The 18,704-nt window shown below is 75.0% G+C and carries 17 protein-coding genes; 12 read left to right on the top strand and 5 right to left on the bottom strand.

Going from position 1 to position 18,704, the window contains the following annotated elements; all coding sequences use genetic code 11:
- Positions 1-46 precede the first annotated feature (46 nt).
- Entirely contained in the window at positions 47-1,201 is a 1,155-nt protein-coding gene (locus tag Ae150APs1_RS04605; RefSeq protein ID WP_010235448.1) for an aminotransferase class I/II-fold pyridoxal phosphate-dependent enzyme, read from the bottom strand.
- Positions 1,198-1,713 (bottom strand): Lrp/AsnC family transcriptional regulator, encoded by a 516-nt coding sequence (locus Ae150APs1_RS04600; RefSeq protein ID WP_010235450.1) that lies wholly within the window; start codon positions 1,711-1,713, stop codon positions 1,198-1,200. Before Ae150APs1_RS04600 ends, Ae150APs1_RS04605 begins: the two co-directional genes overlap by 4 nt.
- Positions 1,714-1,834: 121 nt before the next feature.
- Here Ae150APs1_RS04600 and Ae150APs1_RS04595 point away from each other — a divergent pair, with 121 nt between their 5' ends.
- Entirely contained in the window at positions 1,835-2,212 is a 378-nt protein-coding gene (locus Ae150APs1_RS04595) for a DUF4282 domain-containing protein (RefSeq protein ID WP_075296016.1), read from the top strand.
- Positions 2,213-2,245: 33 nt separating this feature from the next.
- Here the strand turns inward: Ae150APs1_RS04595 and Ae150APs1_RS04590 are convergent, their stop codons facing one another.
- Positions 2,246-2,458 (bottom strand): hypothetical protein, encoded by a 213-nt coding sequence (locus Ae150APs1_RS04590; RefSeq protein ID WP_060575695.1) that lies wholly within the window; start codon positions 2,456-2,458, stop codon positions 2,246-2,248.
- A 488-nt stretch (positions 2,459-2,946) separates the two neighbouring features.
- Between Ae150APs1_RS04590 and Ae150APs1_RS04585 the strand changes: the two genes are divergently transcribed.
- Together Ae150APs1_RS04585 and Ae150APs1_RS04580 are read left to right on the top strand one after the other, a co-directional pair.
- Positions 2,947-3,822, top strand: coding sequence for a hypothetical protein (locus Ae150APs1_RS04585; protein ID WP_075296014.1), 876 nt, complete (start codon positions 2,947-2,949; stop codon positions 3,820-3,822).
- 40 nt (positions 3,823-3,862) lie between these two features.
- Positions 3,863-5,251 carry a replication-associated recombination protein A gene (locus Ae150APs1_RS04580; protein ID WP_075296012.1) on the top strand — a complete coding sequence of 463 codons (1,389 nt, stop codon included), beginning with the start codon at positions 3,863-3,865 and terminating at the stop codon, positions 5,249-5,251.
- 19 nt (positions 5,252-5,270) lie between these two features.
- Here Ae150APs1_RS04580 and Ae150APs1_RS04575 read toward each other — a convergent pair whose 3' ends face one another.
- A complete protein-coding gene (locus Ae150APs1_RS04575; protein WP_075296010.1) occupies positions 5,271-6,335 on the bottom strand; it encodes a S1 family peptidase in 1,065 nt (354 codons plus the stop codon).
- Positions 6,336-6,702: 367 nt separating this feature from the next.
- Here Ae150APs1_RS04575 and shbA point away from each other — a divergent pair, with 367 nt between their 5' ends.
- From shbA to Ae150APs1_RS04550, 5 genes are all read left to right on the top strand, one after another.
- A complete protein-coding gene (shbA, locus tag Ae150APs1_RS34530) occupies positions 6,703-7,518 on the top strand; it encodes an RNA polymerase sigma factor ShbA (protein WP_075296008.1) in 816 nt (271 codons plus the stop codon).
- A 440-nt stretch (positions 7,519-7,958) separates the two neighbouring features.
- Positions 7,959-10,619: an alanine--tRNA ligase gene (gene alaS / locus Ae150APs1_RS04565; RefSeq protein ID WP_075296006.1), complete on the top strand. Its 2,661-nt coding sequence runs from the start codon at positions 7,959-7,961 to the stop codon at positions 10,617-10,619.
- A gap of 59 nt (positions 10,620-10,678) precedes the next feature.
- Positions 10,679-11,044, top strand: a complete 366-nt coding sequence (gene ruvX, locus Ae150APs1_RS04560) for a Holliday junction resolvase RuvX (RefSeq protein ID WP_217695611.1) — start codon at positions 10,679-10,681, stop codon at positions 11,042-11,044.
- 130 nt (positions 11,045-11,174) lie between these two features.
- Complete coding sequence (locus Ae150APs1_RS04555) at positions 11,175-12,317, top strand: endolytic transglycosylase MltG (RefSeq protein WP_083679930.1); 1,143 nt, start codon at positions 11,175-11,177, stop codon at positions 12,315-12,317.
- 114 nt (positions 12,318-12,431) lie between these two features.
- Positions 12,432-13,484: a 2,3-butanediol dehydrogenase gene (locus tag Ae150APs1_RS04550; RefSeq protein ID WP_075296004.1), complete on the top strand. Its 1,053-nt coding sequence runs from the start codon at positions 12,432-12,434 to the stop codon at positions 13,482-13,484.
- 511 nt (positions 13,485-13,995) lie between these two features.
- Here Ae150APs1_RS04550 and Ae150APs1_RS04545 read toward each other — a convergent pair.
- Entirely contained in the window at positions 13,996-14,868 is an 873-nt protein-coding gene (locus Ae150APs1_RS04545; RefSeq protein ID WP_075296002.1) for a fused MFS/spermidine synthase, read from the bottom strand.
- Between the two features lie 93 nt (positions 14,869-14,961).
- Between Ae150APs1_RS04545 and Ae150APs1_RS04540 the strand changes: the two genes are divergently transcribed.
- The 4 genes from Ae150APs1_RS04540 to aroB are packed head-to-tail and all read left to right on the top strand — an operon-like array spanning position 14,962 to position 18,651.
- Positions 14,962-15,600 (top strand): A24 family peptidase, encoded by a 639-nt coding sequence (locus Ae150APs1_RS04540; RefSeq protein WP_075296000.1) that lies wholly within the window; start codon positions 14,962-14,964, stop codon positions 15,598-15,600.
- A 44-nt stretch (positions 15,601-15,644) separates the two neighbouring features.
- Positions 15,645-16,847 carry a chorismate synthase gene (gene aroC / locus Ae150APs1_RS04535; protein ID WP_075301677.1) on the top strand — a complete coding sequence of 401 codons (1,203 nt, stop codon included), beginning with the start codon at positions 15,645-15,647 and terminating at the stop codon, positions 16,845-16,847.
- Positions 16,844-17,533, top strand: a complete 690-nt coding sequence (locus Ae150APs1_RS04530; protein ID WP_075295998.1) for a shikimate kinase — start codon at positions 16,844-16,846, stop codon at positions 17,531-17,533. Before aroC ends, Ae150APs1_RS04530 begins: the two co-directional genes overlap by 4 nt.
- Complete coding sequence (gene aroB / locus Ae150APs1_RS04525; protein WP_075295996.1) at positions 17,530-18,651, top strand: 3-dehydroquinate synthase; 1,122 nt, start codon at positions 17,530-17,532, stop codon at positions 18,649-18,651. The genes Ae150APs1_RS04530 and aroB overlap by 4 nt, the downstream gene beginning before the upstream one ends.
- Positions 18,652-18,704 lie beyond the last annotated feature (53 nt).

Raw genomic sequence — 18,704 nt, 5'->3', positions numbered from 1 at the left:
TGCGGCGCGGGGCCCCCGCGCGTGCCCGGCCGTGCGCCCACCGGCGTCACAACCGGCCCAGGAAACTCCCGATCCGCTCGACGGCCTGCTCCAGCTGCGGCAGCGCCGTCGCGTACGAGCAGCGGATGTGTCCCTCCCCGGAGGGACCGAACACGGTCCCCGGGACGACGGCGACCGACTCCTCGCGCAGCAGCCGCTCCGCGAACGTCTCGGCATCCAGCCCGGACGCGCGGATCGACGGGAAGGCGTAGAACGCGCCGGCCGGTTCCGGGCACTCCAGCCCGGCCTCCCGCAGGCCCTTCACGAACACCCGGCGGCGGCGGTCGTAGTCGGCCACCATCTCGGCGACGTCGCCCTCGGCGTTGGTCAGCGCCTCGACGGCCGCCACCTGCGACACGTGCGGCGCGCACAGCATCGTGTACTGGTGCACCCGCAGGCACAGCTCGGCGATCGCGCGCGGCGCGGCCAGCCAGCCGACCCGCCACCCGGTCATCGCCTGGGCCTTCGAGAAACCGCCCAGCACGACCGTCCGCTCCCGGGCGCCCGGCACCGCACCGAGGCAGGTGTGCGCCCCGGTGTAGGTCAGCCGGTCGTAGATCTCGTCGGAGAGCAGGTAGAGGTCGTGCCGCTCGGCGAGCGCGACGAGCGCGCGCAGCACCTCGGGTGACTGCACCGCCCCGGTCGGGTTGGCCGGCGAGCCGATGAGGATCGCCTTCGTCCGCGGCGTGACGGCGGCCTCGACGGCGGCGACGTCGATCGCGAACCCGTCCTCGGCCCGCGTCGGCACCCCCACCGGCGTCCCACCGGCGAACGACACGCACGGCTGGTAGGCCACGTAGCAGGGCTCCGGGACGATGACCTCCTCGCCCGGGTTGAGGATCACCCGGAACGCCAGGTCGAGGCCCTCGGAGACGCCGGTGGTGACCAGGCACTCGGTGGCCGGGTCGTAGTGGGCGTCGTAGCGCGACGCCAGGTCGGCGCAGATCAGCTCGCGCAGCCGCGGGAGCCCGGCGTTGCCGGTGTAGGTGGTGTAGCCGTGCTCCAGGGCGTAGATGCCGGCCTCGCGGATCCGCCACGGCGTCACGAAGTCGGGTTCGCCGACGCCGAGCGAGATGACGTCGTCCATCTCCGCGGCGATGTCGAAGAACCGGCGGATCCCGGACGGCGGGATCGCGGTGATCGTCTCGTTCAGCGGCTTCACGGGGTCACCGGGAGCCGGTGGTCCGGCTCGGGCTCGGCGAACGTGTCGCCGTCGCGCTTGTGCGTGGCCAGGACGAAGTGGGTCGCGGTCGACCGGACGCGGTCGATCGTCGACAGCTTCTGGGAGACGAAGTCGCTCACCGCGCGGATGTCCGGGCCGACGACCGTGCACCGCAGGTCGTGCCCGCCGGAGACGAGGAAGCAGTCGCGGACCTCGTCGAACCGGGAGATCCGGGCGGCGACGTCGTCGAACCCGACACCGCGGGCGGGCGCCACGCCGACGTCGATGAACGCCGTGACCTGCGCGCCGGACCGGCCGGCTCCCTCGAGGGCGGCGGTGCCGTCCTCGTACCGGGCCCAGTCGACGACCGCCTTGTGCCGGCGGATCACGCCGGTGCGCTCCCACTCGGCGATCCGGGCGTCGACCTCGGAGACGGGCAGGCCGACCATGGTCGCGACGGTGTCGTGGCTCAGCGACGCGTCGCGTTCGAGCAACTCGAGGATCTCGCGCACGGCCGTGACCCTACGACGGCGGGGCCGCGGTCCGCCGGGCGGCGCCACGGGGCCGTGGCGCGCCCCTGATCAGGCGACACCGGGGGTGCCGGCACGCACATGCGGCATAGCGTGCGGCCCCATGACGCAGACACCGCCACCCGGTGGACCTTCCGACCCGTACGCCGCCGGCGCCTACCCCGGTGGTTCCACGCCGCCGCCCGCCCCGCCCTCCAACCCGCTGGCGGCGCTGTTCGACTTCGGGTTCAACCAGTTCGTGACGCCGCACATCGTCAAGTTCGCCTACATCCTGCTGACCGTGGTGCTGGCCGTCGGTTACGTCGTCGTCGTGGTCGGCGCGTTCCTCCGGGGCGGCCTGTTCGGCGGCCTGCTCGCGCTGATCGGCGGAGCCGTCGCGGCGCTGGTCTACCTGATCCTGATCCGCGTGACGCTGGAGTTCTACTACGCCGTGGTGCGGATGTCGGAGGACATCCACCACCGGATGCCGAACCGGTCCTGAACCGGTCCTGAACCGGTTCTGAACCGGGCCTGCTCAGGCCGCCCGCTGGAGGCGCCCCGGCCCGGTCCGGTCGGTCCGGGCCGGGTCGAGCAGGCCCGTCTCCAGGTCGAACAGGTGGGTCCGGGTGCAGGGGCCGCAGACGAAGACGACGCCGTGCGGGCCGTGGTGGCTGCTCCACGCCAGGCCACGGGCGTCGGCCGTGGTGCGGGGGCGTGAGCAGAGCGGGCAACCGTGGATCGTGTCCATGCCCCATGAGGATGCACCGGCACTGTTGCCGGGTGGTGACTCCGCGCGTCGCCGGCGTTGCGTTCCGGCGACGATCCGGGGTCGCGGCCGATCATGCGGCGCCGGTCACGAAATCGGGGGCGGCGGGGCGGAGGCGCACCCCGTCGTCGGCGGTCGGGACTAGTGTCCGCGCGCATGAGCGACGAACCGCCGGAGGGTGGTGCCGCCCGGTCGGGCCACGGGGGGCCGGAGAGCGACGCGCCCGGGACGCAGCCCGGGCAGCAGCCGTACGGGACGCCGTACCCGCAGCAGCCCGCCGGCGGGTACGGGCAGGTGCCCGGGCACCCGCCGTACGGCCACCAGGAGTACCCGGCCGGCCGGGAGTACGGCGGCGATCCCCGCCACGGGGCCGGTCCGCGGTACGGAGCCACGCCGCCGTACGGCGCTGGCCCGCAGTACGGGGGCGGGCCCGCCCCGTACGGAGCTGCTCCGTACGGCGGGGGCAGTACGTGGGGCAGTACGGCGCGCCGTACCCGCCGCCCCACGGCGCGTACCCCGGCCGGCCCGGTCCGCCCGGCGGCACCTCGCCGGACCCGCTCGTCCCGTTCTCGCTGGGCGACTGGTTCGGGAAGGTGATCGCCACCGTGCAGCGGTCGTGGAAGCCCCTGCTGGTCGTCCAGGCGCTGATCCTGGTGCCGGCCCTGCTGCTGCAGGTCGTGCTGGTGGTTTCCGGGATCGGGGGCGGGTTCGTCCTGCCCGGGCGCGGGGCGCTGGCCGGGACGGCCGTGCTCGTCCTGCTGTTCGGGATCCTCTCGGTCGCGGTGAGCGCGCTCGGGGCGATGGCGGCCGTGTTCGTCACCGTCCGCGACGCGGCACAGCGGCCCTACACCCGTGACCAGGTGATCGCGTTCGTGCGGAACCGCGCCGTGCCCGCGATCGGCTGGACCGCCGCGGTCGCCGCGGCGGCAGGGGCCGCCGTCGCGGTGCTCGTGCTCGCGTTCGGCCCGTTCCTCGCGGTCCTGCCGATCCTCGCCGGCGCGCTCTACGCGGGCACCGTGCTCACCGCGCTGCCCGGCGTCGTCGGCGTCGAGCGGGGCGGGATCGGGCGGGTCGTCACCCTGGTCCACCGCCGGTTCTTCCCGACGCTCGGCCGGTTCGCGCTGTTCGGGCTCGCCGCCTGCGTCGCCGGCTTCGTGATCGGCCTGGTCGGAGCGGCCGTCGGCGTCGTGAGCCCGCTGGCCGGGGCGCTGGTGAACCTCGTGCTGGCGCTGCCGATCGGTGTCGTGGGCACGGCGGTCGTCGTGGTGCTCTACGCGGAGAACCGGTTCCACGAGGACCACGCCGTGCACACGCCGGTCCTGGCCGACGAGATCGACCGACCCTGACGCGGGTCCGGCCCCGCCGGATTTGGCAGGCTGGGCGGCGATGAGCACCGACGGCCTGTTCGACATCGACCCCTCCCCGGGGGACACCCCCGGGGAGGGGGACGGGTCCGCGCCCCGCCCGGACGCCCCGCTGGCCGCGCGGATGCGCCCGCGCAGCCTCGACGAGGTCGTCGGGCAGTCCGAGCTCCTCGAGCCGGGCGCGCCGCTGCGCCGGCTGCTCGAGGGTGGCGCGGCGGCGTCGGTGCTGCTCTACGGGCCACCCGGGACGGGGAAGACGACGCTCGCCCGGCTGATGGCCGGCGCGGGCGGCGCGGAGCGGCACTTCGTCGCCCTGTCCGCGCTGTCCGCCGGGGTGAAGGAGCTGCGCGCCGTCATCGAGGAGGCACGCCGCCGCCGTGACCGCAGCGGTACGTCGACGGTGCTGTTCATCGACGAGGTCCACCGGTTCTCCCGCACCCAGCAGGACGCGCTGCTCGGCGCCGTCGAGGACCGGCTCGTCCTCCTGGTCGCGGCCACCACCGAGAACCCGTCGTTCTCGGTCGTCTCGCCGCTGCTGTCCCGCTCGCTGGTCCTGCAGCTGCAGTCGCTGGGGGAGGACGACGTCCGCGCGCTGCTGCGCCGTGCCGTCGCGTCCGAGCGCGGTCTCGCCGGGACGGTCACCCTCGCCGCCGACGGCGAGGACGCGCTGATCCGGCTCTCCGCCGGCGACGGCCGCCGGGCCCTGACGGCGCTGGAGGCGGCCGCCGACGGTGTCCTCGGCGCGGGTGCCGCAGCCGGGGACGGTGCGGCGGTCGTCGACCTCGACGCCGTCGAGCGGGCCGTCACCGAGGTCGCCGTCCGCTACGACCGGGCGGGCGACCAGCACTACGACGTCATCAGCGCCTTCATCAAGTCGATCCGCGGCTCCGACCCGGACGCCGCGCTGCACTACCTCGCCCGCATGATCGTCGCGGGGGAGGACGCCCGGTTCATCGCCCGGCGGCTGATGGTCCACGCGTCCGAGGACATCGGCCTCGCCGACCCGACCGCACTGCCGGCCGCGACGGCCGCCGCCCAGGTCGTGCAGCTCGTCGGCATGCCGGAGGCGCGGATCGCGCTCGCCCAGGTCACCGTGCACCTCGCGACCGCGCCGAAGTCGAACGCCGTGATCACCGCGATCGACGCGGCGATGGCCGACGTGAGGTCCGGCAAGGTCGGCGGCGTGCCCCCGCACCTGCGCGACGGGCACTACGCGGGGGCGCAGAAGCTCGGCAACGCCGTCGGCTACCGGTACCCGCACGACGACCCGGACGGGGTGCTGCGCCAGCAGTACCCGCCGGACGACGTCGTCGGGACGGACTACTACGCGCCGTCCGTCCGCGGGTTCGAGCGCACGCTCGCCGAGCGGGTCCCGAAGCTGCGCCGGGTCGTGCGGGGCGAGCGGGGCTGAACGGCCCCGGCCCGCCTGCTCAGCCGGTCGTGAGCGTCAGGCCGAGCGCGCTCGTCGCGGTGCCGATCGGGGTGAAGTAGCTCGTGCAGTTGTCCGAGCCGCCCGCGCCGGTGTGCACGCCCTGGGCCTGCCCGCTCGACGTGATGTAGGGGGCGCCGGAGTCGCCCTCCTGCGCGCAGGCACCGACGGCGGTGAGGCCGGACTGCTGCTGGCCGTCGAAGTTCACCGTCATGTCGGTGCGCTCGACGCTCCCGCAGGAGCGACCGCTGGTCGAGCCGTAGAGGCACACCGTCGAGCCGACCGGGGCCGCGCTCGTGCCCGCCACCCGGGTGCCGGAGACGGTCGGCGAGGCGCTGCCCTCGGCGACCGGGATCGCGCCGACGTCGACGGCGCCGCCCGCCGACCGGGCGCCCGTCCCGATCGTGCTCTGCTCCGAGTCGTACCAGGTCGAGGAGCCGCGGGTGCAGTGCCCGGCGGTGAGCACCCAGTCGTCGCCGGACGAGTCCGACGCCGCGAAGCCCGCGGTGCAGCGCCGGCTGCCGTCGGTGATCGTGTCGCCGCCGGCCACGGCGGCCTGCTGCCGCGGGCCCGCCGGGACCCGCTCCACCCGCACCGCCGACGGGTCCAGTCCCGCGGTCAGGGCATCGGCGAGTGCGTCCGCCCCGGCGCCGTCGACGACCTCGAGCACGACCTGCTCGGTACGCGGGTCGATCCCGTACGACGCGAGCCCGGCCGGCATCGCCGTCGCGGTGCGGGCCGCGAGCTCGCCCAGCACGGCACCCGGGTCGCGCCGGGGCTCGTCCCGGACGACCGGGGTGGCGCCGAGGCGTGTCAGCACGGGCGCGAGTGCCGGGTCCCAGGTGCCGACCATCAGCCGGCCGTCCTCGAACCAGCTCCCCGCCAGCGACGTCCCCGCGGCCTCACCCACGGCCGGCAGCAGGCCGGCGGCGGCGTCCTCGGTCAGGATCGGGAGATCGACCGGCAGCGTCGGGGCGGCCGTGGCGGGGACGGCGACACCGAGCCCGATCGCGGCGGTCCCGGCGAGGGCGGCGAGGAGCAGTCGGTGCGGGCGGCGCAGGGGCACTGAGGGTCCTTCGGGCAGTGATCGGGCCGTGACACCCGGCTCAACGATGCTGCTCCACGCGGGTCACGCTTCGCTACGCCATCAGATCTGATGACGCCCGAACGGCGCTTCCCGCCCCGCTCGATTGCCTCGTAGGGACCAACGCCCGTACCGCGTGTCGTCGTATACCGCAAATTGAGCATGTTGATTGACCCCGAACGGGTGCCTGGCCAGGGTTGATCGCAGACCGGGGCGCGGCCGAGCGGAGTCGCCGGAGAGCCGACGACCCCGGTGACGACCACCGAGCGTGCCGAGGACCCGGGGGAGGGTCCCGCGGCGGCGCGGCGACGGGGTGCGGGGGCGCCGCACGGAAGGAGCACTGGGCACGATGCACGAGGGAACCGCGGTGATCGATCCGCCCGTCGAGGACGACACCGTCGAGGAGCGGCCCACGGATCCGGTCGAGCGCACCACGGGCGCCGGGCCCGACCTCCTCCCACCCGAGCTCCTCCGGGCCGCGGTCGCCGGCGAGCCCGCGGCGGTGGCGCTGCTGCTGTCGAAGGTCCAGCCGCAGGTCGAGAGGTTCTGCCGGGCCCGGCTCGGCCGCCGGGAGACGACCCTGGGCTCGGCCGACGACGTCGCACAGGACGTGTGCATGGCCGTCCTCGCCGTCCTCCCGGAGTACCGGCTGTCCGGCATGTCGTTCCGCGCGTTCGTCTTCGGCATCGCCCGGCACAAGATCGCCGACGCGTTCCGGGCGATAGCCCGCAACCGCTGCGACGCCGTCGAGGAGATCCCCGAGCGGATCAGCCGCGACGACGACCCCGAGCAGGTCGTGCTCGACGCCGAGCGCAACGAGCGGCTCGGTGACCTGCTCGACATCCTCGGATCGCGCCAGGTCGAGATCCTCACGCTGCGGATCGCCGTCGGGATGACGGCGGAGGAGACCGCCCAGGCGCTCGGCTCGACCCCGGGCCCGGTTCGCGTGGCCCAGCACCGGGCGCTGCAGCGGCTGCGTCGTGAGCTCGAGGGCCGCGCCGCGCGCCGGGCCGCCGAGCGGGAGGGCGAGCGGGCGGCCGGCACGCCGGGGCCGCGCCCCGTGCGCCCGCCGGTGACCGTGCCGCACCCCGCCCCGGGTGCGATCCCCGCCCCGCGCCGTCCGGTCGTCGTGGCCGACGGCCCGGAGCTGCGCGTCGCCGTCTGAGCCCACCACGTGGGGCGGCGAGAGAACGGCGGACCGGCCGGACCGGTCACCGGTCACACCCCCGGACCGGTGACCACGGCACGGGCCGCAACCGGCCGGTGCCGGAGTGCTCGGGCGCACTCCGGCACCGGCCGACCCCGTTCCCGGCTCCCCGGCATCGCTCCCCGGCACCGTCGTCGACCGGCGGAAACCCTCTCGCACACGGGGAGTAGCCTGGCCGGTGACCGCGTGTCGAGGGGAGGGTGCCGCGTGAGCAGGACCGGCGTGCCCTTCCCCGTGCCGCGCGAACCGTTCCGGGACCGAGCGCCCGGCGCGGGTGCCTGAGGCCCCGCGTCACCCGAGCCTCCCCGGCGCGCCCGCGCCGGGCCGCCGTACGGTGTCCCCGCGCAGCGTCGCCGCTGCGCACCGCCGTCGCCGTACCCGTCACGAGAGACCTTCCGGTGCAGACCCACGAGATCGTCCGCCGTTTCACCGCCCACTTCGAGCGGAACGGGCACACGCCCGTGCCCAGCGCCTCGCTGATCCTCGAGGACCCGCAGCTGTTGTTCGTCAACGCGGGCATGGTGCAGTTCAAGCCGTACTTCCTCGGTGACGTACCGGCGCCGTACCCGCGCGCCACGTCGATCCAGAAGTGCGTCCGCACCCCGGACATCGACGAGGTCGGCAAGACGACCCGCCACACCACCTTCTTCCAGATGGCGGGCAACTTCTCGTTCGGCGACTACTTCAAGCGCGGCGCGATCGAGTTCGCCTGGTCGCTGATCACGAACAGCCAGGACGAGGGCGGCTACGGCTTCGACCCGGAGCGGATCTGGGTCACCGTCTACAACGACGACGACGAGGCCATCGCGCTCTGGAAGGACATCGCGGGGCTCCCGGAGCAGCGGATCCAGCGCCGCGGCGGGGACGACAACTACTGGGACATGGGCGTGCCCGGTCCCGGCGGCCCGTGCTCGGAGATCTACTACGACCGGGGCCCCGAGTTCGGCGCCGAGGGCGGCCCGGAGGCCGACGAGGACCGCTACCTCGAGATCTGGAACCTCGTCTTCATGCAGGACGAGCGCGGCGAGCTGTCCCCGAAGAAGGGGCACCCGCCGATCGGGACGCTGCCGCACAAGAACATCGACACCGGCATGGGCGTCGAGCGCGTGGCCTTCCTGCTGCAGGAGGTCAACAACGTCTACGAGACCGACCTCGTCCGGCCGGTGATCGCCAAGGCCGAGGAGCTGTCCGGCAGGCGGTACGGGCGGAACGAGGAGGACGACGTCCGGTTCCGGGTCATAGCCGACCACGCCCGGTCGTCCATGATGATCGTCGGCGACGGCGTCACCCCCGGCAACGAGGGCCGCGGCTACGTGCTGCGCCGTCTGCTGCGCCGCATCGTGCGCTCGGCCCGGCTGCTCGGCGTGACCGGGCCGTGCCTGGGCGAGTTCGCCGCCGTCGTCCGGGACACCATGTCCCCGACCTACCCCGAGCTCGCCACCGACTTCGAGCGGATCTCCGCCGTGATCCGGGCGGAGGAGGACACCTTCCGGGCCACCCTCACCGCCGGCGAGAAGATCTTCGAGGGGGCCGTCGCCGAGGCCCGCTCCACCGGTCGCACCACGCTGCCCGGTGACCAGGCGTTCCAGCTGCACGACACCTACGGCTTCCCGATCGACCTCACCCTGGAGATGGCCGACGAGGCCGGGCTCGCGGTGGACCGGGAGCGGTTCACCGCGCTGATGGACGAGCAGCGGTCCCGCGCCAAGGCCGACGCCGCCGGTCGGAAGGTCGGCTTCGTCGACGCCTCGGTGTACCGGGCCGTCCTCGACACCCACGGTGCGACCGACTTCCTCGGCTACCAGTCGCTGAACTCCGAGTCCCGGATCGTCGGCCTGCTCCGCGACGGGCAGACCGTGCCCGCCGCCGAGCAGGGCGACCAGGTCGAGGTCCTGCTGGACCGCACCCCGTTCTACGCCGAGGCCGGCGGCCAGCAGGCCGACACCGGCGTGCTCCGGGGCGGCTCGTTCGAGATCCGGGTGGACGACGTCCAGTCCCCGGTGGCCGGGCTGCGGGTGCACCGCGGCGTCGTCACCGCCGGGACCGTCACGCTCGACGCCGAGATCGTCGCCGAGGTCGACCCGGCCCGCCGGTCCGCGATCTCCCGCGCGCACACCGCCACCCACCTCGTGCACGCCGGTGTCCGCGGTGCGCTGGGCAGCTCGGCCGCGCAGGCCGGTTCGCTCAACGCCCCGGGCCGCCTGCGGTTCGACTTCACCTCGCCGACCGGGGCCGTCGACCCCGCCGCGCTGGTGGAGATCGAGGAGGAGGTGAACTCGGTCCTGCAGCAGGACCGGGAGATCCAGACCTACGAGACGTCGATGGACTCCGCGCGCAAGCTCGGCGCCATGATGCTGTTCGGCGAGAAGTACGGCGACCGGGTCCGCGTGGTCGACATGGGCGACTACTCGCGCGAGCTGTGCGGGGGCACGCACGTGCGCCGCACCGGCGAGCTGGGCCTGGTCCGGGTGCTGTCCGAGGCCTCCATCGGGTCCGGCGTCCGGCGCGTCGAGGCGCTGGTCGGGCTCGACGCCTTCCAGCACGCGACCACCGAGCACCTGCTGGTCAACCAGCTCGCCGAACAGCTCAAGGCGCGCCCCGAGGAGCTCCCGGACCGGATCCAGGGCCTGGTGGAGCGCCTGCGCACCGCCGAGCGGGACCTGGAGAAGCACCGTGCCGACGCCGTCCTCGCCTCGGCGGGGAGCCTGGCCGACGCGGCCGAGGACCTCGACGGGACCGCGCTCGTCGCCGTCACCGCCCCGGACGGGGTGGCCGGCAACGACCTGCGGACCCTCGCCGCCGACGTCCGCGGCAAGCTCGGGGACCGGCCCGGCGTGGTCGCCCTGTTCGCCGTCGCCGACGGCAAGGTCTCGTTCGTCGTCGCCACCACGAAGGCCGCCCGGGACAACGGCGTGGCCGCCGGGAAGCTCATCCCGGAGTTCGCCGCGGCCGTCGGTGGGCGCGGGGGCGGCAAGCCCGACCTGGCCCAGGGCGGTGGCACCGACCCGGCCGGGATCGACGCCGCCATCCAGAAGCTGCGTTCCGCCCTGCGCGCGTGACCCGGACGCGGGGCCGGCGGCTCGGCGTCGACGTGGGCGCCGTCCGCGTCGGGGTCGCGATGTGCGATCCCGACGGGATCCTCGCCACACCGGTGGAGACCGTCCCGCGGGACGCCGAGCACGGCGCCGACGTCCGCCGGATCGCCGAGCTGGTGGCCGAGCACGACGTCGTCGGCGTCGTGCTCGGCCTGCCCCGCAACCTGCGGGGCGAGGACGGCCCGGCCGCGCGGGCGGCGCGGGAGTTCGCCGACGCGCTGCAGGCCGGGCTCGACGTGCCGGTGGAGCTGACCGACGAGCGGATGACGACCGTGGTCGCCGCCCGGCAGCTCTCCGGACGGGGGGTGAAGGGGCGCAAGCAGCGTTCCGTCGTCGACCAGGCCGCCGCGGTGCAGATCCTGCAGGGCTGGCTCGACCAGCACCGTTGACGGTTGCGCGGGCACATGATCGACACCGCCGGGCGGGTGCCCGTCCGGGCAGCGCGGCGGTTACCCTCGGGCACGTGACCGGCGCCGGCGAGAACGACGTGAACCGACGGTCCCGGGCACGGGACCGGGTGTGAGCGCACCGGTGACCACCCCGCCCGTCCGGCACCGGCCGACGCCGGCGGACTTCCGCAGGCGGCGGCTCGCACTGCTCGCCTCGGCCCTCCTGGCGGGCGCCGTGCTCGTCGCCGGGTCCCTCTACCTGCTCGGGCCGGACGACTACGCCGGCGGTGGCAGCGGGTCGGTCGTCGTCCGGGTGGAGGCGGGCGACTCGACCAGCGCCATCGGCGAGTCCCTCGCCGAGCAGGACGTCGTCCGGTCGCGGGTGGCGTTCGTCTCCGCCGCCTCCGACGAACCGGCCGTCCAGCGGGTCCAGCCCGGCTACTACGAGCTGAGGTCCCAGATGTCGGGCGGCGCCGCGGCGGAGGCGCTCGTCGACCCGGACCGCCGGGTCGGATTCATGGACGTCAAGGGCGGGGTGCAGCTCGACGACACCCGTGCCCCGAACGGCGCGGTGAGCCCGGGCGTCCTCTCCCAGATCTCGCAGGCGACCTGCCTCGGCGCGGCCGACGGCGAGGCCACCTGCACCGGGGTCGAGGAGCTGCGCGCCGCCATGGCATCGGCCGATCCGGAGGCGATCGGCGTCCCGGACTGGGCGCACGACGGTTTCCGCGCCGCCGCCCCGGAGCGCCGGATGGAGGGCCTCGTCGCACCGGGCCCCTACGACATCGACCCGCGGGGCAGCCCCGAGGACGTGCTGCGGGAGGTCCTCGCGATCTCCGGGCAGCGGCTCGACGAGGGCGGCCTGACCGGGGCGGACGCCTACCGCACCCTGGTCCTCGCCTCGATCGTCGAGAAGGAGGCGCTCGCCCCGGACATGCCGAAGGTGGCCCGGGTGATCGAGAACCGGCTCGGGGTGAACCAGCGGCTGGAGATGGACTCCACGGTCAACTACCCGCTGGACGTGCAGGCGCTGCGGACCACGTCCGAGGCCCGCGGGACGCCGGGCCCCTACAACACCTACCTCAACACCGGGCTGCCGCCGACGCCCGTCGCGTCGGTGTCGACGACGGCCCTGCGCGCCGCGGAGGCCCCCGAGGCCGGGCAGTGGCTGTTCTTCGTCCGGTGCGCCACCGAGGGCACGTCCTGCTTCGCCGTCACCTACGACGAGCACCGCGGCAACGTCGCGCGGGCCCAGGCGGCCGGGGCGTTCTGACCTCGTCCTGAGCCCGGCGCGTCCCGACAGGTCGCGGGATGCGCATGCAACCCTCGCCCAACCCGTGACCGGGACCCTCGGGGGTTGGTAGACCCGTCGGCGAAGGGAACAGCCATGCGTGCGGTCGTCTACCGGGGCCCCGGACAGCTCGACATCACCGACGTGCCCGAGGCACCCGTCGGCGCCGGGGAGGTGCGGCTGAAGGTCGGGTTCAACGGCATCTGCGGTTCCGACCTGCACGAGTACTACGCCGGCCCCATCTTCATCCCGAACGGCGAGAAGCGCCCGCTGACCGGCCGCGAGCTGCCGCTGACCCTGGGCCACGAGTTCTCCGGCACCGTCGTCGAGGTCGGGTCCGGGGTCGACGGTGTCGAGACCGGCGACCGGGTCGCGGTGATGCCGCTCTACACCTGCGGGACCTGCGCGCGGTGCAGCGAGGGCCGCTACAACGTCTGCGCGACGATCGGCTTCCACGGCCTGATGGCCGACGGCGGCATGGCCGAGTCGACCGTCGTCCCGGCGCACATGCTGCACAAGCTCCCCGACGACGTGTCACTGGAGATGGGCGCGCTCGTCGAGCCGATGGCGGTGGCCTACCACGCGGCGAAGCTCGGCGACGTGCAGCCGGGCGCGACCGCACTGGTGTTCGGCGCGGGCCCGATCGGGATCGGGCTGTGGTTCGCGCTGCGCGGGACGGGCGTCGACAACGTCCGGGTGGTCGAGCCGTCGCCGACCCGCAGGCAGGCGATCGAGCGGCTCGGCGCCGACACCCTCGACCCGACCGCCGTGGACGTGCCTGCGGTCGTCGCCGACCTGACGAACGGGCGGGGCGCCGACGCCTGCTACGACGCCGCCGGCGTGGCCCTTGCCGTCGCGACCGCCCTCGACTCCCTGGGCGAGGGACGGCCGATGGTCAGCGTCGCGATCTACGAGACGCCGCTGGTGACGCCGCTGCTCAACCTCGTGCTGGGCGAGTCCCGGGTCCAGGGCTCGCTCTGCTACACCCACGAGGACTACCGCGCCGTCATCGAGCTCATGGCGAACGGGCACTACGACACGACCGGCTGGATGGAGAAGATCGCCATGGCCGACGTCGTGGAGGAGGGGTTCGAGGCCCTCCACGCCGGCCGGAAGATGAAGGTCCTGGTCGACCCCTCCGTGGCCTGACCCCGCTGCTCCGTCACCCACCCCGCTCCGTCACCCACCCCGCTCCGTCACCCACCCCGGCCGCCCAGGGACGCTCACGAGTTCGGGGCACGCTCACCGGATCCGGTGAGCGGGCGCCGATCTCGTGAGCGACCTCGGGTTCCGTGAGCGCCTGGGCCGGGCCCCGGTCCAGCCGTGGGTGGTCGGCGGACTCGCTCACCCGGTGGCGCGGGTCGGGGAACGAGGACGCTCACCGATTCCGGTGGTGCTTGCCGGATCGGGTGAGCGGGCTCGGGTCTCGTGAGCGGGCTCGGGTTCCGTGAGCGCCTGGCCCGGGCGCCGGTCCGGCCCGGCCGTGGGTGGACCGCGGATTCGCTCACCCGGTGGCGCGGGTCGGGGAACGAGGACGCTCACCGATTGCGGTGGTGCTTGCCGGATCGGGTGAGCGGCCCCGGATCTGGTGAGCGTCTGCCGGGTGCCGGGTGCCGGGTGCCGGGTGCGGGGCGGGTGGGCGGTCGCGGTGTCTGTGGGGTCACTGGCCCCAGAGGCCGGCGGGGGGTTTCGGGGACGGGGTCGCCGTCGTGTCCGCGACGACGGCGGCGCCCCGGGCCAGTGCGCGGGTGTCGTCGTCGTCGAGGACCCGGGCCGGGAAGGGGTCCGCCGCGGCGCGGCGCACCAGGCCGGGGACCGGCAGACCACGGTCCGAGCCGACAAGCACGAGGTTGCCGAACCGGCGACCCCGCAGCACGTCCGGGGCCGCGATCAGGCCCAGCTCGGCGAAGGCCGCACCGGCCGTGGCGACCTGCCCGGGCAGGAACGGCCACGGAGCACCGTCGCCCAGATTGGCGACATGGATCCCGGTCGGTGCCAGGACCCGGCGCACCTCCCGCAGGAACTCCGCGGTCGTGACCTGGGAGGGTGTGCGGGCACCCGCGAAGACGTCGAGCACGACGAGGTCGAACCCGCCGGCGGGGAACAGGGCCAGGCTCGCCCGTGCCTCCGAGGTGACGACCTCCAGGCCGTCCGACCCGCCGGGGCCGGGAAGGCGGTGCGCGACCAGTCCGGCCAGCGCCGCGTCGAGCTCGACGACCGTCTGTGCCGACCCCGGACGCGTCGCAGCCACGTACCGGGCCAGGGTCCACGCGCCACCACCGAGGTGCAGCACGCGCAGCGGCACCGACGGGGGCGCCGCCAGGTCCACGACGTGGGCGATCCGCCGGACGTACTCGAACTCCAGGTGCTCCGGGTCGGCCAGGTCGACGTGCGACTGCGCCGGCCCGTCGAGCAGCAGCGTCCAGGACTGCGGGCGGTCGGGGTCCTGCACCAGCTCGGCGACGCCGTGGTCGACCTCGGCGCGGATCACCGCCGACGCGTCGCGCTCGTCCTGCGTCGCACCGGAACCCATGGTCCCCATCCTGCCTGCCCGGTCCCCGGCCGAGTTGTCCACAGGCCACGAGATCGTGGGTGCGATCCGGCCGGGAGCCCGCAGGCTGGACGCATGGACCTGCTCGCCCTCATCACCGTCCCGCTCCTCGCCGCCGGTGCCGGTGCGCTCGCCGGAGCGCTCACCCGCCGCGGGCTCTCGCGGATGCGCCGGGGCGCACCGGTCGAGCCGCCGTGGTGCGAGGCAGGGACCGGCACGCTGTGGGCGGTCGTCGCGGCGCTCGCCGTCACCGGCCTGGTCGAGACCCGGTGGGTGCCGCTGCTGGCGGCCCTGGCCTGGCTCGGCGTCGCCGGCTCGGCGACCGACCTGCTGCGCAGGCGGCTGCCGAACGCGCTGACCCTGCCCGCGCTCCCGCTGGTGGTCGGCGCACTCGTGCCGGCCGGTGCCGCCGCGGTGCTGCGCGGCATGGCCGGGGCGGTGCTGCTCGCCGCCGCGTACGCGGCCGTCCACCTGGTCTCACCGCCGGCGATGGGCGCCGGTGACGTGAAGCTCGCGCTGCCCGTCGGCGCCGCGGTGACCGGTCCGGCCTGGTCGACGCTGCCGGCGGCGGCGCTGCTCGCCGCGGTCCTGTCGGCCGTCGTGGCGGGGTGCGCGCTGGCGGTCGGGCGGGCTCGCTGGGGGAGCAGGCTCCCGCACGGGCCGGTCCTCCTCGCGTCGGCACTCGCGGTGGTCGGGGCGGGTGCGGCAGCGTGAGTACCGACGGTCGGCCCGGAACCCCGGGTGAGAGGATGGACGCCGTGCTGCGATGGATCACCGCCGGGGAGTCCCACGGTCCGGCGCTGGTGGGCGTGCTCGAGGGCATGGTCGCCGGTGTCGGGGTCACCACCAAGGAGTTGCAGGCCGAGCTGGCCCGCCGGAAGCTCGGCTACGGCCGGAGCCCGCGGATGGCGTTCGAGGCCGACGAGCTCGAGGTCGTCGGCGGGATCCGGCACGGTCTCACCCAGGGTGGCCCGGTCGCCGTGCGGATCGCCAACACCGAGTGGCCCAAGTGGGAGACGGTGATGGCCGCCGACCCGGTCGACCCGGAGCTCATCGCGCACCGTGCCCGCAACGCGCCGCTCACCCGGCCGCGCCCCGGGCACGCGGACCTCGCCGGCATGACGAAGTACGGCTTCGACGAGGCGCGCCCGGTCCTGGAGCGGGCCAGCGCCCGGGAGACGGCGGCCCGCGTCGTGCTCGGCACCGTCGCGAAGGCGTTCCTCGAGCAGGCACTCGGGGTACGGATCGTGTCTCACGTCGTCGGGATCGGCGCCGTCGACGCCCCCGACGACGAGCCGCTCCCCGGCCCCGACGACCTGGAGCGCATCGACGGCAACCCGGTCCGCGCCTTCACCGACGAGACCGGCGCCCGGATGGCCGCCGAGATCGACGCCGCCCACGACGACGGCGACACCCTCGGCGGCGTCATCGAGGTCATCGCGTACGGGATGCCGGTCGGCGTCGGTACCTACGTGCAGGCGGACCGCAGGCTCGACGCCCGGCTCGCGTCCGCACTGATGGGGATCCAGGCCATGAAGGGCGTCGAGATCGGTGACGGGTTCCGCACCGCCCACCGTCGCGGGTCCGTCGCGCACGACGAGATGGTTCCCTCCGGAGCGCGCGGCGAGGGGCCCGCGGGCACCGTCCCCGTCACCCGGCTCAGCAACCGCGCCGGGGGCATCGAGGGCGGCATGACGAACGGCGAGCCGGTCCGCGTCCGGATCGCGATGAAGCCGATCTCGACCGTGCCGCGGGCGCTGCGCACCGTCGACACCGTGACCGGTGAGGAGGCCACCGCCATCCACCAGCGCTCCGACGCCTGCGCCGTCCCGCGGGCCGGTGTCGTCGTCGAGACGATGATGGCGCTGGTGCTGGCCCAGGCGGCGCTGGAGAAGTTCGGCGGCGACTCGATCGCCGAGACCCGGCGCAACGTCGCCGCGTACCTGGCGGGTGACCGGTGAGCGCCCCCGGCCCGGACGACGCGGGCCGCCCCTGGGTCGTCCTGGTCGGTCCGCCCGGCTCGGGCAAGACGACCGTCGGCACCCTCCTCGCGGAGCGGCTCGGCCTGGTGTTCGCCGACACCGACACCGCCGTCGTCGAGCGCATCGGCAAGCCGATCGCCGAGATGTTCGTGCAGGAGGGCGAGGCCGCGTTCCGGACGCTGGAGCGCGAGGTCGTCGCCGAGCAGCTCCGCGCCGGGCACGGGGTGCTCGCCCTCGGCGGCGGATCGGTCCTCGCGGCCGAGACCCGTGAACTGCTGGGGGAGCACCGGGTCGTCGCGCTGGACGTCGATCTCGCCGACGGGATGCGCCGCACCGGGATGTCCACGGCGCGGCCGCTGCTCGCCGGGGTGAACCCGCGGGCGACGTTCCGGTCGCTGCTCGCCGACCGGGCACCGCTCTACGCCGAGGTCGCCACCGTCCGGGTGCAGACCGCGCGGCGCAGCCCGAACCAGGTCGTGGCCGAGGTGCTGACGGCGTTCGGGCTGCCCGGCGAGGCCGCCGACGCCGACCCGGCCTCGGCCGACCCGCACGACCTTCCGACGCCGCGGCAGGACTCCGCCCTGCCCAGCCCCGGCTTCGGCGCTCCCGACGACGGGTCCGGCGACACGGCGGACGGCCCGCAGGACCGGCTGGAGGCCCGATGACCACCGAACTCCCCGACGCCTCCGGCGTCCTCGAGAGCGACGGTGCCGTCCGCATCGACGTGAACGCCGAGCGGCCCTACCCCGTGCTCGTCGGTGCCGGCGTGGCGTCCCGCCTGGCGGGGACCGTCGCCGCGACCGGGGCGGGCCGCGCGCTGGTCGTCCACCCGCCGACGCTGGCCGACCGGGCCGGAGCCGCCCGCGACGAGCTGGCCGCGGCCGGGATCACCGCGACCACGATCGAGGTCGCCGACGCCGAGGCCGGCAAGTCGCTCGACTCGCTCGCCGCCTGCTGGCAGGCGTGCGCCGACGCTGCGCTGACCCGCGCCGACGTCGTCGTCGGGTTCGGCGGGGGAGCGGTGACCGACCTCGCCGGGTTCGTCGCGGCGAGCTGGATGCGCGGCATCGCGGTCGTGCACGTCCCGACCACGTTGCTCGCGATGGTCGACGCCGCGGTCGGGGGCAAGACCGGCATCAACACCGCGGCGGGGAAGAACCTCGTCGGGGCGTTCCACGAGCCGTCGGCGGTGCTCGTCGACACCGACACGTTGCGGACGCTGCCCCGCGCCGAGCTCGTCGCGGGGTCGGCCGAGGTGTGGAAGGCGGGTTTCATCGCCGATCCCGTGATCCTCGACCGGGTCCGCGCCGACCCGGCCGCCGCGCTCGACCCGGCCGGCCCGGTGCTCACCGAGCTGGTGCGCCGGGCGATCCGGGTGAAGGCCGACGTCGTCGGCGCCGACCTCCGTGAGTCCCACCTGCGGGAGATCCTCAACTACGGCCACACCCTCGGCCACGCGATCGAGCGGCGCGAGGAGTACCGGTGGCGGCACGGCAACGCGGTGTCCGTCGGCCTGGTCTTCGCCGCCGAGCTCGCCCGTGCGGCCGGGCGGCTCGACGACGCCACCGCCGACCTGCACCGGGAGGTGCTGGAGCTGGTGGGCCTGCCGACGGCGTACGAGCCGGGCGTGCTGCCCGAGCTCACCGCGTCGATGCGCGGGGACAAGAAGTCCCGGGCGGGCACGCTGCGGTTCGTCGTGCTCGACGGCCTGGCGAAGCCGGGCCGCCTGGAGGGCCCGGACCCGGTCCTGCTGGAGACCGCCTACGCGGCGATCACCGGCTGAGCCGGCCGAGCGCGGTCCGGCCGAGCAGCATCGGGTCGGCCGAGCATCGGGCC

Source organism: Pseudonocardia sp. Ae150A_Ps1, from assembly GCF_001932315.1.
GTDB lineage: Bacteria > Actinomycetota > Actinomycetes > Mycobacteriales > Pseudonocardiaceae > Pseudonocardia.
This window is presented reverse-complemented; position numbering and strand designations above follow the sequence as displayed.